The organism is Cryptosporangium aurantiacum, assembly GCF_900143005.1.
GTDB classification, from domain to species: domain Bacteria; phylum Actinomycetota; class Actinomycetes; order Mycobacteriales; family Cryptosporangiaceae; genus Cryptosporangium; species Cryptosporangium aurantiacum.
The window spans coordinates 1-13,869 of record NZ_FRCS01000035.1; the positions used below are offsets into that span (position 1 = coordinate 1).

General features: G+C 71.4%; 15 protein-coding genes. 11 read left to right on the forward strand and 4 right to left on the reverse strand.

The window, feature by feature from the left end:
• A partial coding sequence (locus BUB75_RS43435) for an MCP four helix bundle domain-containing protein (protein ID WP_178380138.1) occupies positions 1 to 626 on the reverse strand: 626 nt, incomplete at its 3' end.
• Positions 627 to 768: 142 nt separating this feature from the next.
• On the opposite strand from BUB75_RS43435, the gene BUB75_RS43440 reads away from it, so the two are divergent.
• Positions 769 to 1,347, forward strand: a complete 579-nt coding sequence (locus BUB75_RS43440; RefSeq protein ID WP_073266725.1) for a TetR/AcrR family transcriptional regulator — start codon at positions 769 to 771, stop codon at positions 1,345 to 1,347.
• A 52-nt stretch (positions 1,348 to 1,399) separates the two neighbouring features.
• On the forward strand, positions 1,400 to 2,683 hold the full coding sequence (locus BUB75_RS43445; RefSeq protein WP_218618133.1) for a hypothetical protein: 1,284 nt from the start codon (positions 1,400 to 1,402) through the stop codon (positions 2,681 to 2,683).
• Here the strand turns inward: BUB75_RS43445 and BUB75_RS43450 are convergent.
• Entirely contained in the window at positions 2,674 to 3,285 is a 612-nt protein-coding gene (locus BUB75_RS43450) for a TetR/AcrR family transcriptional regulator (protein WP_073266727.1), read from the reverse strand. The two genes, BUB75_RS43445 and BUB75_RS43450, sit on opposite strands and share 10 nt — an antisense overlap.
• Before the next feature lie 102 nt (positions 3,286 to 3,387).
• Between BUB75_RS43450 and BUB75_RS43455 the strand changes: the two genes are divergently transcribed.
• From BUB75_RS43455 to BUB75_RS43470, 4 genes are read left to right on the forward strand one after another with little or no spacing between them, the layout of a single operon-like run.
• Positions 3,388 to 4,758, forward strand: coding sequence for a cytochrome P450 (locus BUB75_RS43455; protein WP_143175811.1), 1,371 nt, complete (start codon positions 3,388 to 3,390; stop codon positions 4,756 to 4,758).
• The gene (locus tag BUB75_RS43460; protein ID WP_073266678.1) at positions 4,748 to 5,971 is read left to right on the forward strand and encodes an acyl-CoA dehydrogenase family protein; all 1,224 of its coding nucleotides are present in this window, start codon (positions 4,748 to 4,750) and stop codon (positions 5,969 to 5,971) included. Before BUB75_RS43455 ends, BUB75_RS43460 begins: the two co-directional genes overlap by 11 nt.
• Entirely contained in the window at positions 5,968 to 6,942 is a 975-nt protein-coding gene (locus BUB75_RS43465) for an acyl-CoA dehydrogenase family protein (protein WP_073266680.1), read from the forward strand. The genes BUB75_RS43460 and BUB75_RS43465 overlap by 4 nt, the downstream gene beginning before the upstream one ends.
• Positions 6,939 to 8,417 carry a class I adenylate-forming enzyme family protein gene (locus BUB75_RS43470; protein WP_073266682.1) on the forward strand — a complete coding sequence of 493 codons (1,479 nt, stop codon included), beginning with the start codon at positions 6,939 to 6,941 and terminating at the stop codon, positions 8,415 to 8,417. Before BUB75_RS43465 ends, BUB75_RS43470 begins: the two co-directional genes overlap by 4 nt.
• A gap of 213 nt (positions 8,418 to 8,630) precedes the next feature.
• Here BUB75_RS43470 and BUB75_RS43475 read toward each other — a convergent pair whose 3' ends face one another.
• Positions 8,631 to 9,815, reverse strand: coding sequence for a CobW family GTP-binding protein (locus BUB75_RS43475; RefSeq protein ID WP_073266684.1), 1,185 nt, complete (start codon positions 9,813 to 9,815; stop codon positions 8,631 to 8,633).
• 615 nt (positions 9,816 to 10,430) lie between these two features.
• Here BUB75_RS43475 and rpmB point away from each other — a divergent pair.
• The 3 genes from rpmB to rpmF are packed head-to-tail and all read left to right on the forward strand — an operon-like array spanning position 10,431 to position 11,149.
• The gene (rpmB, locus tag BUB75_RS43480; RefSeq protein WP_073266729.1) at positions 10,431 to 10,655 is read left to right on the forward strand and encodes a 50S ribosomal protein L28; all 225 of its coding nucleotides are present in this window, start codon (positions 10,431 to 10,433) and stop codon (positions 10,653 to 10,655) included.
• Positions 10,655 to 10,960 (forward strand): 30S ribosomal protein S14, encoded by a 306-nt coding sequence (gene rpsN / locus BUB75_RS43485; protein WP_073266686.1) that lies wholly within the window; start codon positions 10,655 to 10,657, stop codon positions 10,958 to 10,960. The genes rpmB and rpsN overlap by 1 nt, the downstream gene beginning before the upstream one ends.
• Before the next feature lie 21 nt (positions 10,961 to 10,981).
• Entirely contained in the window at positions 10,982 to 11,149 is a 168-nt protein-coding gene (rpmF, locus tag BUB75_RS43490; RefSeq protein WP_073266688.1) for a 50S ribosomal protein L32, read from the forward strand.
• A gap of 95 nt (positions 11,150 to 11,244) precedes the next feature.
• Here rpmF and BUB75_RS45985 read toward each other — a convergent pair whose 3' ends face one another.
• Positions 11,245 to 11,757 (reverse strand): hypothetical protein, encoded by a 513-nt coding sequence (locus BUB75_RS45985; RefSeq protein WP_143175812.1) that lies wholly within the window; start codon positions 11,755 to 11,757, stop codon positions 11,245 to 11,247.
• On the opposite strand from BUB75_RS45985, the gene BUB75_RS43495 reads away from it, so the two are divergent.
• Positions 11,758 to 13,233, forward strand: coding sequence for an HNH endonuclease (locus BUB75_RS43495; protein ID WP_073266690.1), 1,476 nt, complete (start codon positions 11,758 to 11,760; stop codon positions 13,231 to 13,233). It abuts the gene before it with no gap.
• Between the two features lie 113 nt (positions 13,234 to 13,346).
• Positions 13,347 to 13,841 (forward strand): hypothetical protein, encoded by a 495-nt coding sequence (locus BUB75_RS48985; protein ID WP_143175813.1) that lies wholly within the window; start codon positions 13,347 to 13,349, stop codon positions 13,839 to 13,841.
• The last annotated feature ends 28 nt before the right edge of the window (positions 13,842 to 13,869 follow it).

A 13,869-nucleotide genomic window follows, 5' to 3' on the forward strand; every position in this document is an offset into this window, starting at 1 on the left:
AGCGCGATGATCAGGCCGGCGACGATCAGCGCGGCGATCAGTGTCTTGGCGGCGTCAGCCTCCTCGTGAGCATCGGCGCTGGCGGCGCCTGCCTGAGACCGCTCCAGCGCGGTCAGCGTGTCCAGGGTGTCGTTCATCGTCTCTTCGGCGGTGTTCCAGGCGGCGGCCTGCGCCTGGGTCCCGCTGGGCACGGTGACGCCCGACGGCGGCTGGTCCCCGAAGATCAGCAGGTTGACCAACGCCTTGTACTGGGTCCAGCTCTCGTCGAACGTCGCGACGCCGTTCTTCCAGGCCGTCGAGGAGTCCGGCGTCGACATGTAGGCGTCCCAGGCCTCGTCGACCGCGGCCTGCCCATCCTGAGTGGCGGTCTTCGCCGCGGGCTGGGCGGCCGCCGGGCTGGCCTTGTAGACGAACAGGCCGCGGTAGGAGTCCGAGAGCCCGCCACGGACCGCGACGAGGTTGTTCAGGCGCGCGATGTTGCTCGACTCGATGCCCTGGATCCGATCGTCGAGGCTGCCCATGCGTGACCAGGCCAGCCCGCCGATCACCAGCATGATCACGGCGACCACCGCCACCGTGACGATGATCTTCGTGCCGACCCGCAAATCCGCGAACCGCCCGGCCATGTAGCTGCCCCCAGACGCATCAGGCCCGCACGGACGGCGGACTCCGTTAGCCCGATCGGCGCGCTGGAGTTCCACCTGAGCGTTCAGCGGGGCAGTTCCGCTGATTCTTGAACGATCGATACAGAGAAGCTAGCGTGTGCTCGTGGCCCGGGTTCGTGAGTTCGACACCGAAGCGGTGGCCGGCAGTGCGATGGAACTGTTCTGGACCCGCGGCTACGAGGCCACGTCGGTACGCGACCTGACCGAGCACCTCGGCATCGGGCAGGGCTCGCTGTATGCGGCGTTCGGCAGCAAGGAAGGGCTCTACCGGGCGGCGCTGGAGCACTACCGCACCAGGCTGGCCGGCGACGCGCTCCGCGAGCTCGACGGTGGCACGGACATCCGGGAGGTGGTCCGTGAGCTGCTCCTGGGGCGGGTCCGGGTAGCGGTCCAGGCCGGTGGGCGAGGCTGCCTCTTCGTCAACGCGGCCGCCGAACGCCTGCCCGGTGACGCGGCGACCCGGCGCGCGGTCAGCGACGCGTTCAGGGCCAGCCAGGCCGCGCTCACCGAGGTGCTGACCGTGGCGGCGGCACGCGGCGAGATCTCGCGCCGCCACGATCCCCGCACTCTCGCCGAGTTCCTCGTGACGTTCCTCAACGGGCTCCTGGTGTCCAGCAAGGTCACGCCGGATGCCGGGGCTTTTCACGCCGTCGTGGAGGTCGCCGTGGGCGCCCTCGACTGATGTGCGCTGCGCCGAATCTGTATCGAACGATCCATAACTCCTGGAGGTAAGCGTGACCGAAACCGCGACCCGCGCCCCGCTCGGCGGCTCCCGATGGAACGCGTTCCCGCCGGTGACCGCGATGACCGCCCACCAGTTCTTCGCCGGGACGGCGCCCCTCCTGCAGTTCGTTCTGGACTCCCTGGAGAGCATCGACCGGGACGTGCTCGCCGCCCAGATCCACGCGACGCTAGGGCTGGGCACCCGCGAGACGTCGCTCCCGCTGGCCGCCGGACCGGATGCCGCGCCCGCCGCCCGCGAGTTCGCTGCCCAGGCGGACACGATCGGCCGGGAGATCGCGGCGTGGACCGGAGCGGCGCTCGACCGGTTGCTCGCCGACCGGACGCCGTTCCCGGCTGGGCCGCTCGTCGTCCGCAGCCACTGCGACGGCCACCTGCTCACCCACCCGGCCACCGATCTGCTGATGGGTCGGCGCGGTGGCCCGGTGACCATCCAGCTCTACAACGAGTGGCTACACCAGATGGTGCTGCTGCGTGACGCGCTCCTGCCGTTCGTCAACTGGCAGGACGTGCCCCTGCGCGTGACCCCGACCGGCCTGCGGCACGTGGAGGAGTCCCGCGAGCGGTTCCTCGCCGAGGTGTTGTTCCGCCAGGTGCGCCACACCAGCGTCGTGCGGTTCGCCCGCAGCGTGGTGACCGGCGCCGGCGGCCCGGACGGATACGGCTTCGACACCGACGGCGGTACGGTGCTGCCCGCCGTCGTGGGTGCGTCGCCGCTCACCGCGGCGAAGTACCTGCTCCGCTGGGCTGCGACGGCGCCGGGCGGTGAACCCGCGACGTACATCAACGAGATCGACGACTACTACACCGCGCCGCGAACGCTGATCGAAACGCTGCCCGGTCCGGGCGCCGCGCACGCCCTGCGCGGACGGGTTGTCGCCGGACCCGTGCGGGAGGGGATCCGGACCGCACGCGTCGAGGTGACCCGTGGGACGGCGTCCGCGTCGGTCGATCTCGGCCAAGCGCTGCGGGGCCACCGGTTCGCCTCTCGGCAGGGACCGGCGGCCGGAGGCGACGCTGGTCCGATTCGACCGGTCGACGGGTGGGCGGTGCTGTCCGCGGACGGTCTCGCGTGGACGGAGGACGGCGATGTCCTGGTGGACGCGAGCGGGCAGGACGATCTGGTGGTGCTGGCGGTGCTCGGCACGCTGTATCCGGAGAACGTCGTGCTCCGCCGGGCGTCGTCCGACTCGAGGCAGGTGCCGTCTCGACCGGAACCGGTGACGGCGGGCAAGGACGACCCGAACCGGGTGGTCGTCGACGTCGATCAGCGGTAGAGGCCCACCAGCGCCCGCGACGCCGCGGCGACGATCTCCTCGGCGGACGCCTCGACGCTGCCGTCCAGCCACGCCGTGACGAGCTCGGCCATGCCACCGATGAACAGCAGGCCCGCGATCTCGTCCTCGTTCGTGCTGCGGCCGGGGGCGCCGAGCAGTTCACGCGACTCGATCGCCGACTGGTGGGCGAGGTACCGGAGCAGCTCGGTGCGCCGCTGCCGGAGCTTCGGAACCGCGACCGACTCGACGATCGCGACGCGGCCCTTCCGCGGATCGTCGAGCAGCAACTCCACGAACGCCCGCACGGCGGCCCGCACGCGCGCCGCCGGGTCGTCGCCCGCCTTCTCGGCGGCGGCCCGGCTGGTCTCCTCGATCTCGGCGGCGATCCCGTCCATCACAGCTTCGAGCAGCGCGTCCAGCCCGGCGAAGCTCTCGTAGAAGTAGCGCTCGGACAGCCCCGCCGCAGCGCAGACCGCGGTCATCGTGGTTCGGGTGTCCGGGTCGGCCCAGACCGCGAGAGCGGCCGCGAGCAAGCGGGTGCGGCGGTCGGCGACCCGGTCGGCGGCGCTGACCCCTCGGTAGACCCCCGACTGCACCGCCACGAGGCCGATCATGCCACAGGGGACTGGCCGGAACTGATTGACAGGACGCCCTTCCTGAATCAGCCTAGGCATGGCCCAGATCACACCGCCGTGAGGTGAGCCATGACGGCCGAGGCAATGGAGTCGCCCGAAACCACGCGTCCGCTACCGAGCCTGCACCGCGAAGACCGGGGTTACCCCTGGTTAGGCCAGCTTTTCGAGTACTCGAAGGACCCGGTCCGTCTACTCCGGAGCAAGTGGGACCGCTACGGGCCGGTCGCCCCGTTCTACGTCCTCGGCAAGACGTCGGTGATGCTGCTCGGCCCCGACGCGTGCGGCGAGGCGCTGCAGAACCGGGACAAGGCGTTCGCCAACGGGCCCGCCTGGTCACAGCTGGTCGGCCCGTTCTTCACCCGCGGCCTCATGCTCATCGACTTCGACGAGCACAAGAGTCACCGCCGGATCATGCAGGAGGCTTTCACCCGGCCGCGGCTGGAGGGTTACACCCGGCGGCTGCACCCGGCGATCGAACAGGGCATGGCGAGCTGGGACACCGACGGGAGGTTCCCGTCGTACTGGCGCCTCAAGCAGCTCACCCTCGACATCGCCGCCGACCTGTTCATGGGCGGCGCCCAGGACACCAGCAAGGCCGAGATGGACCGCGTCAACAAGGCGTTCATCGCCTGCGTCCAGGCCGCCGCGGGCATCGTCCGCGCCGACGTGCCGTTCACCCGCTGGGGCCGGGCGTACCGCGGCCGCAAGGTGCTGGAGAAGTTCCTCCGGCACTACCTGCCCGCCAAACGCGCGCAGCAGACCGACGACATCTTCTCGGTGCTCTGCCACATCACGACCGAGGACGGCGACCGGTTCTCCGACGACGACGTCGTCAACCACATGATCTTCCTGATGATGGCGGCGCACGACACGTCGACGATCACCACCTCGACGATCCTGCAGTACCTCGGGCAGCACCCGGAGTGGCAGGAGCGCTGCCGCGCCGACGCGCTCGCGCTGGGTCCCGAGCCGTCGATGGCGGAGCTGGAGAGCCTCGTCCCGCTCGATCTGGTGATGCGCGAAGCGTTACGCCTGCGGGCGCCGGTTCCGGTGCTGGTCCGCTACGCGGTCAAGGACACCGTCGTCCAGGGCGTCCGCATCCCCGCCGATACCAACGTCGTCGTGGGAGTGCAGCTCAGCCACATGATGGAGGACTACTGGACCGATCCGCCTGCGTTCGATCCGGAGCGCTTCTCGCCGGAACGCCGGGAGGACCGCTCGCACCGGTTCGCCTGGGAACCGTTCGGGGGCGGCGTCCACAAATGCATTGGCTTGTACTTCGCGGGCCTGGAGATCAAGGCGATCATGCACCGCCTGCTGCGGGAGTACCACTGGACCGTGGACCCCGCCTACGTCCCACCGCTGGACCACCACTCGCTGCCGTTCCCCAAGGACGGCTTGCCGATCGCTCTGGTCAGGAAGGACCGGCATGGACTTTGACGACACCCCGGACGAGGCGGCCTGGCGGACCGAGGTGTGCTCGTTCCTGGAGCAGCACCGCGAGGAGCTCGGCACCCGCAACGAGCGGTCCTTCGACCGGGACGTGGCCCGGGCCCGCCAGGCCCTGCTCTACGACGCCGGGTTCGTCGGCGTCACCTGGCCGACAGAGGTCGGCGGTCGCGGCGGAACACCGATGCAGCAGGCGATCATCGACCAGGAGGTGGCCCGGCTCGGCATCCCCGGCCTGATCAACCTCATCGGCATCGGCATGTGCGGCCCGACCGTGATCGTGCACGGCAGCGACGACCAGAAGTCGCGCTACCTCAAGCGGTTGCTCCGCGCGGACGACATCTGGTGCCAGCTGTTCAGCGAGCCCGCGTCCGGCAGCGACCTGGCGGCGCTGCGCACCAAGGCCGTCCGGGACAGCGACGGCAGCTGGCGGGTCAACGGACAGAAGGTCTGGACGACGCTCGCGCACCTGGCCGACTACGGGATCCTGCTCACCAGGACCGATCCGGACGTGCCCAAACACCGCGGTCTGACGATGTTCGTCGTCGACATGAAGGCCCCGGGGGTCACCGTGCGGCCGCTGCGGCAGATGAGCGGCGGCGCGGACTTCAACGAGGTCTTCTTCGACGACGTGATCATTTCCGACGCCGAGCGGCTGGGCGACGTCGGCGAAGGTTGGCGGGTGGCGCTGACCACGCTGATGAGCGAGCGGCTCTCGCTCGGCGGTGGCGGCACGACGATCGGGCCCGGCGCCGAAGCCGTGGCCCGGCACGTGGCCGCGCACCTCGACGGGCTCTCCGCCGACCGGCAGGTGCTGGCCCGGCAGGAGCTGGGGCGCGGGTACGTCGCCGCGCTCGGCACTCGGTACACCGGCTACCGCCAGCTCTCCAAGATCAGCCGCGGCGAACTACCCGGCCCGGAGGCGTCGGCGGGCAAGCTGAGCAGCACCCGGACGGCGCGGGACCTGGCCGACCTCGCCGTGCGCGTGCTCGGCGACGACGCGCGCGTCGCGTCCTCCCGCGACGGCAGCGACACCTGGCAGGACCTGCAAGCCGTACTGCCGGGCATGGCGATCGCCGGCGGAACCGACCAGGTGCTGCGCAACATCATCGGCGAGCGCGTCCTCGGGCTCCCCGCCGAACCCCGTGCCGACAAAGGCGTCACGTTCACCCAGAGCCTGACCTCCACGGGGAGCCTGCGATGAACTTCGACCTGGATGACGAGCACCGCGCGCTGGCCGCCGCGGCACGCACGTTCCTGTCCGGCTCCGCGTCACCGGCCGCGTCCCGGGCGGCGCTGGCCGACGGCGCCGGGATCAAACCCGGACGTGCGGAACTGGTCAAGAGCGGCTTCGCCGCGATCACGATCCCGGAGGCGGCGGGCGGTGGTGGCGGTAGCGTCCTCGACCTCGCGGTCGTGGCCGAGCAGGCCGGGCGCGTGCTGGCCGGCCCTTCACTGGTGACGTTCGCGCGAGCGGCAGTCCTTTTCGACGACGAGCGACTGGCCGCGCTGGCCGACGGGAGTCTGGCGGTCGCCGTCGTCGACGACAGCGGGCCGGTCCTGGACGCGATCGGCGCCGAGGAATTCCTGGCACTGCGCGACGGCGCGCTGGTCTGCGGGCCCGGCACGGTCACGGCCCGCGAACCGATCGACCCGACCCGGGGCCTCGGCGACGTCGACCTCGGCGAGACCACGGTGCTGGCGCCGGACGCGACCGCGCGGTGGCAGCGGGCCGAGCGCGTCGGCCGGACGATTCTCGCCGCCGAGGGGCTCGGCGCCGCGTCTCGCGTCCTGGAGATCGGCGTCGAATACGCGAAGCAGCGGCAGACGTTCGGGCGCGCGATCGGGTCGTACCAAGCGGTCAAACACCTGCTCGTCGACGTCTACGTCGAGGTGGAGCAGTTGCGGTCGCTGGTCTGGTGGGCCGCCTGGGCGGCCGACCGGGCGCCCGACGAGCTGCCGCTGGCCGCGGCCGCGGCGAAGGCCGCGGCGGCCTCCACGCTGGAGCACGCGGCCGAGACCGTGATCCAGGTGCACGGCGGGATCGGGTTCACCTGGGAACACGACGCCCACCTGTACTGGCGGCGCGCGAAGGTCGACCGGTTCCTGCTCGGCGACGACGTGGCGGCGTACGACGAGGTGGCGCGGCTCGCGATGGCGGAGGCAACCCGATGACGCACAACCTCGCTGTTCTCGCCGAGGAGTCCTACGCGCGGCTCGGCCACTACGAATCGCTGTACTTCGAGGGCACCTGGCTGACGTCGACCGAGATCCACGAGCGGTCGATCCGGGTCGCCGGAGGCCTGCGCGCGCACGGGGTGAAGCCGGGCGACCGGGTGGTCGTTCTGACGATGAACACCCCGCAGGTGTTCATCGCGTACCGGGCGATCTGGCGAGCCGGTGCGGTCGTGACGCCGGTGATCTTCCTGCAGACCGAACCGGAGCTGCGGCACATCCTGTCCGACTCCGGTGCCACCGCGGCGATCGTCAGCCCCGAACTGGTCGGCCTGTTCTCCGGCGCCGCCGCCGGGCTGGACATCACGCTGTTCGTCGTCGGCGAGGAGTCGTTCGACGCGCTCGAGGCGGGGGAGCCGACCGAGATCGTGCCGCGCGCCGACGACGACCTCGCGGCGCTCCTCTACACCGGCGGCACGACGGGACGGGCGAAGGGCGTCATGCTCAGCCACCGCGGACTGTGGGAGTCCGGCCGCGGCATCGACCTGGTCGCCAGGACGACCACCGTGACCCGGTCGCTGCTGCCACTACCGCTCTCGCACGCGTACGGGCTGATCGTCGCGATCGGTGGGTTGCACACCGATCGGCAGCAGGTGGCGGTGCTGCAACGGTGGTTCGACCCGGTCGGTTGGCTGCAGCTAGTCCAGGAGCACAAACTGGAGACCAGCCCGGTCGTCCCCGCGATGCTGCAGTTGCTGCTCGGCCAGCCGCTGGCCGAGTACGACTTGTCCTCGCTGCAGTCGTTCGGCTCCGGCGGTGCGACGCTGCCGCCCGCGGTCCGCGAGGAGGCCGAGCGGGTGTTCGGCGTGACGATCCTCGAGGGTTACGGCTGCACCGAGGCCAGCGCGGTGGTCTCGGCCGAGACGATGACCGCCACCCGGCCCGGCAGCGTCGGCAAGCCGCTTCCGCACGCCGAGGTCGCGATCCTCGACCCGGACGGGAAGCCGGCTCCCGAAGGGGAGATCTGTGTGCGGGGCCCCGGCGTGATGCTCGGCTACTGGAACGACCCCGAGCTGACCGCGCAGACGGTCCGGGACGGCTGGCTGCACACCGGCGACGTCGGCCGGCTCGACGAGGACGGGTTCCTGTACGTCGTCGACCGGATGAAGGACCTCATCATCCGCGGCGGGTTCAACGTCTTCCCGCGGGACGTCGAAGACATCCTTCTCCAGCACCCGGCCGTGCAGGTCGCGGCCTGTGTGGGGAAGCCCGACGTGGAGAGCGGCGAAGAGGTGGTCGCCGTCGTGCAGCTGGTGCCGGGTGGGTCGGCGACCGGCGCCGAGCTCGTCGAGTTCGCGAAGGCGCGGATGGCGAAGTACAAGTATCCGCGCGAGGTGCACGTGGTCGACGCGGTGCCGCTGACCAGCGTCGGGAAGCTCAACCGGAAGGCGGTGCGGGACCTGGTCGGGGGGTAGGCGCCGGGTCACCGTGGGTTCGGGTCACCGTGGGCCCGGGCAACCGTGGGTTGGGGCACCGTGGGCCCCGGGCCCACGTGGGTTGGGGTCACCGTGGGTTGGGGTCACCGTGGGTTCGGGTCACCGTGGGTTCGGGGCATCGGCGTCCGGGGCATCGGCGTCCGGGGCGCCGGCGTCCGGGGCGCCGGCGTCCGGGGCGCCGGCGTCCGGGAATCAGGACAGGTGGCCGAGGCGCTCGGGGAGCGTGAAGCAGCCCGCGAACGGGTCGGGCAAGGCGCTCCAGGATTCCCAGCCGTCGGCGAGTTCGTCGTCGGTGAGCAGGCAGTCGGTCAGGATCGTGGTGAGAGCGTCCGCGGCGAGGTCGATGCCGATGAACGAGAGCACGGTGCGGCGGTCGCCGTAGTAGGGATCCCAGGTGGCGTCGGCGGTGAGCCGGCGGGCGGGTGACGCCTCGGTCCACTGGCTCGGCGGTAGGGTGGCGAGCCAGTATCCGAGGCTGCCCAGGCCGACACCACCGCCGGACGCCTCGAATCCGAGCGCGACGTCGGGCTGGGCGGCGATCCAGAGCTGGCCGCGGCCACGCAGCGCCCGGTCGGCCAGCTCCTCGAGCGCGTCGTGAAGCCGCTGCGGGTGGAACGGTCGTCGCGACTCGAACAGGAGCGAGGCGACGCCCCAGTCAGGAACCGGCTCGTGGTCGCCGATCGGGTACCCCTCCAGCGCGCGGCCGAGCGTAGGCGGACGCTGCGGGTCGTGCCGCCGGGTGCCGCGCAGTCCTTCCTGGGCCGCCCACGGCGCTAGACGCCGAACCAGCGTCGCGGCCCGCAGCCGATCGAGCGGGTCGGCGTCGGGCCCGGCCCAGACGACGATCGTGTCCGCGAACTCGATCTGGCGGGCGACGACGTCGGCGACCCCGCGGTGGTCGTCCGGGGCCGCGTGCAGGCCGCGGTGACGGAGGTCGTCGGTGGTGTCCAGGTCCCGCACGAGACGCTCGGCGTCGACCACCGTGACGTACGAATCGAAGCGCACGGCGTCGGTGACCGGGACGCCGTCGATCAGCGTGTGGGCGCAGACCGAGGCCACAGCCTCGGGCTCGACGGCGCGGGGGAGCGCCAGCAGCTGGTCACTGCCCGGGTACTCGCGGGCGAGTCGGACGAGCGTGGGGAGGACGTCCTCGCGCAGCGTGCAGGACACGCAGCCGTGGACGAGTTCCACGGTGACGTCCTCGAGAATGCCGGCGGCGTTGCGGACCAGCCTGCGGATCCTGCCGTCGGCGAGGTCGTGGATCGAGTGCACCACCAGCAGCAGGTTCGGGTCGTCAACGAGCAGGCCGCGGGCGACCGCGCCGGTGGCGGCGGGGGAGAAGCCGCTCAGGACGGTGACGGCGGGGCGATGGGTCATGGTGCTTCCTCGTCGGTGGGGCGTCGGACGAGATCTCGCAGCGCAGCGGGGATCGGCGCGGCGGCCGGGCCCCCGGCGCGGATCCAGTCGGCGAGTGAACGGATCTCGGTGGGGTGCTGCAGGGGGCCGAGCAGGGTGGGTGCGTCGGGCGTCCGAGGCGCCGCTCGGTCCAGGGTCGTTCGTTCGTGGGTCGCTCGACCCGGGGTCGCTCGTTCTGGGGTCGCTCGTTCTGGGGTCGCTCGTTCTGGGGTCGCTCGTTCTGGGGTCGCTCGGTGCAAGGCCGCTCGACCCAAGGTCGCTCGACCCGGCGCCGCTTGTTCTGGGGTCGCTCGTCGCGCAGCGACGAGGGCGACGGGGGACCAGACGCACGGGCCGAGGCAGCCGTGGCTGCGGATCAATACCGCCCCGGACGTCTCGCGGACTGCCACGCGCACGGCGTCGGCGTCGTGCTGCAGGGCCTGGCAGCGCAGCAGGGCCTGGCAGCGTCGGCCGCCGCACGTGATGACGACTGCGCCGGATGGCATCGCTCGTCCTCTCGGCTAGGGGGCGTCGCGGGCTCGGTGATGCATGTCTTACCGTAGAGCACATGAAAATCATTTTCGAGTGGCGTCGGTCATGAGCGCCCGTTGTCAGGTGACCGGGCGGGTTCCGGGCTTCGGGAACGCGGTCTCGCACTCGCACCGCCGCACCAAGCGCCGGTGGGAGCCGAACCTGCAACGAAAGCGGTTCTGGCTGGCGTCGGAGAACCGCTGGGTGACGCTGCGAGTCAGTGCGAAGGGCATCAAGACGATCGATCGCCGCGGCATCGAGTCGGTCGTGGCGCGGTTGCGGGAGCGCTGATGGCCAAGAAGAGCAAAATCGCGAAGGACGCGCAGCGTCGGGTGATCGTCGCCCGGTACGCCGAGCGGCGCGCCGAGCTCAAGCGGGTGATCGCCGATCCGCGAGCGTCGGACTCGGCCCGCGTTGCGGCCGTGGCGGAGTTGGCGCGTCAGCCCCGGGACGCCAGCCGGACCCGCGTCCGCAACCGCGACGTCGTCGACGGACGGCCGCGCGGACACTTGCGCGCGTTCGGGCTGTCCAGGGTGCGGTTCCGGCAGATGGCGCACGCCGGGGAGTTGCCGGGCATCTCGAAATCCAGCTGGTAAGCACGTCGAAAGGAACGTTCCATGGCTGTTCCCAAGCGCAAACTGTCGCGGAGCAACACCCGATCCCGCCGCGCGAACTGGAAGGCTCAGCCGCAGCAGCTGGTGCCGATCACGGTCGGTAGCCGGACCGGGATGGTGCCGCGGCGCCTGGTGCGGGCGTACCAGCTCGGGCTGCTCGAGCTCGACTAGCGGCTAGCCCTCGCCGGCCGCTGGGGGCGCGCCGTCCGTTCGCCGTCGGCGGTGTCGGCGGGGCGGGTTCTCCGCCCGCTCACCGGCGGTGAGCGTCAGCGATGCAGCTTCTCCGCTCGCTCGCCGGCGGCGAGTGCGGCGGGGCGCGGCGGCCGCGGCCGCGAGCGGGCGCCGCGGGCTCGCTGCACAGGCGGCCGGGTCGTCCCAGTGGCCGGGGCATCCCACGCGGCCGGGCTGTCCCAAGTAGCCGGGCTGTCGCAGGTGGCCGGGCTGTCCCAAGTAGCCGGGTAGTCCCAGGCGGCCGGGCTGTCGCAGGTGGCCGGGCTGTCGCGGGTGGCCGGGTCGTTCCAGGTGGCCGGGCTGTCGCAGGTGGCTGGGGCGTCGCATTGGGCCAGTCGTCGCGGCCAGCCAGATCGTCGCACTCCGACCTCGGCGGCGTCGATCAGGGCGGCGCGGATCGAGCAGGCGGCGGTCTCCCACGAGGTCTCGACCTCGACGGTAGCCCGCCACCGGTCGGCGTGGGCCGCCCCTCCGGGGCTGAAGTCGCGGTGGTCAAGCCCCTTGTGGACAGCGGGTTTCTGTCGGTGGGCGCCGATAGAATTTCGCACATGAGTTCGATGGTCGAGTGTGTGGCGGTGTTGCGGGAGTTGGCCGGGGAAGACCTCGGCGGGCTCCCCGATGGCGCGCAGCTCGGCCGGGTAGAAGACTGGGAAGAGATCGTGCGGGTGGCCCAGGCCGGGCTGGCCGAGGCGGTCGGTGCGGTGCATCGCCGGGGTGCGGTGGCCTACAACGGTGCCCCGTCGACGAAGGCCTGGCTGCAGGGCTCGTTGAAGATGACCTCCGGTGAGGCCAGCGCTCTGGTCGATACCGCGCGCCGGTTACCGGTTCTGCCGCGTTTCGCCGCCGCGTTGTCCGCCGGGGTGGTCTCGTTCGGACACGTGAAAGTCGCCGCGTGGCTGGCCCGGAAGGTCGACGCGGTGGATCCGGATTTGGTGCCGGTCGCTGAGGAGATGTTGTTCGAGAACGCCCACCGGCTCAGCTGCTCAGAGTTGCGGCAGATCGCCAAACGGATCCTCGAGCATCTGCTTCCGGCGAAGGAGCATCCGCCGGAACCGGAACGGGCGGTGTATCTGGGTCAGACCTACGACGACATCTGGGACCTGAAAGGCTCGCTGTCGCCCGAATGCGGGGCGATGCTGCAGACCTACTTCGCGACGCTGCCGAAGCCTGATCCGGAGGACATGCGGTCGGCGGCCGAACGCCGCCACGACGCGCTGCGGGACCTCATCCGGCACATCCTGGACACCGGTGAGCTTCCGACCACCGCCGGGGAGCAGCCGCATCTGACGGTGCTGGTGCACGCGAGCGACCTGCGCCGCACCCCGGCCGGCCGCACCGTCCTGGCCGACACCCCGGTTTCCGCCCCGGGCGCTCCGCTGTCCGAGATCCTGGTCCGGCCGGACGACGAGTGGTCCCTCGACGCTGACGGGGAGCAGGAGTGGGTCACCGACTGGGATTGGGACGTGGTCGCCGACTGGCTCGCCGACCCCCAGCACCAACCCGAACCCGCGGCCCCCACTCGCCACTACCCCGACAGCGGACCCGGCGGTCCCGACACGCGCCCCGGCGGCTCCGGCCGTGGTCCCCGGGTCTGGGTTCCCGGTAGCCGGTGGGTCCCCGGACCCGGTGACGGCGGCCGCACCGACTTCGGTGACACCCTCCCGCTCGAAGCGATCGACCGGATCGCCTGCGACGCCGCGATCAACCGCATCGTCCTCGGACCCGACGACGTCCCCATCGCGGTCGGACGCCGCAGCCGCCTGGTGCCGCCCACGATGCGGCGCGGCCTGGTCGTGCGGGACCAGGGCTGCCGGTTCCACTACTGCACCCGGCCGCCGCACTGGACCCAAGCCCACCACATCATCCCCTGGTCCCACGGCGGACCAACCGACATGAACAACCTCATCCTCCTGTGCGGTTTTCATCACCACCGCGTCCACGACGAAGGCTGGACCCTCGAATTCGACGGACGAGAACTCACCATCCGCCGACCCGACGGCACCATCCTCGACCCACCCGACTAGCGACCCAGCAGCCGAAACAGCCGGGCGGCACCCCGCCGCCCGGCACTCAGGCATGCCCACCGATCTGGAAGTGCGCCCATGAGCGGCGGCGGGCGCTGGACTGTGGACGGGACGTGGTCGGTGAGATCGAGCGGACCTTCCATGTCGATTCCAGTGTCGTTCGCGCGCATCAGCAGGCCGCTGGGGTCCGCCGGGAACGGCGAAGAAGGGGGCCCGCGCGTGCGGCCGTCGCGGTACCTGCGGTCGTGGGTGAGGCGATCGGGCGGTCCCGCGGCGGGCTGAGCAGCAATATCCACCTCGCCGTCGACGCCGAGGGCCGGGCCGGGCTTTCTGGTCTGACCGCCGGTCAGGCCCGAAACAACCGCTGCTCGGCGATGTTTCGGTGGCCCCGTCAGCCGCGGAACCGACCGGACCGGATCGTGGCCGACAAGGCCTGCTCTCATCCCTCGACCAGCGCCGCGCTGCGGCGCTGCAAGGTCGCGGCGCTGCAAGGTCGCGGCGCTGCGACCTCGCGGCGCCGCGAGGTCGCGGTGACGATTCCGGAGCGGTCCGACCAAGTCGCCCCGCAGGCCGTGAAGGACTCGGCCATTGGCCGGCGACCCGCGTAGGACTCGGCGCCACTGTGGAGGCAGCTCT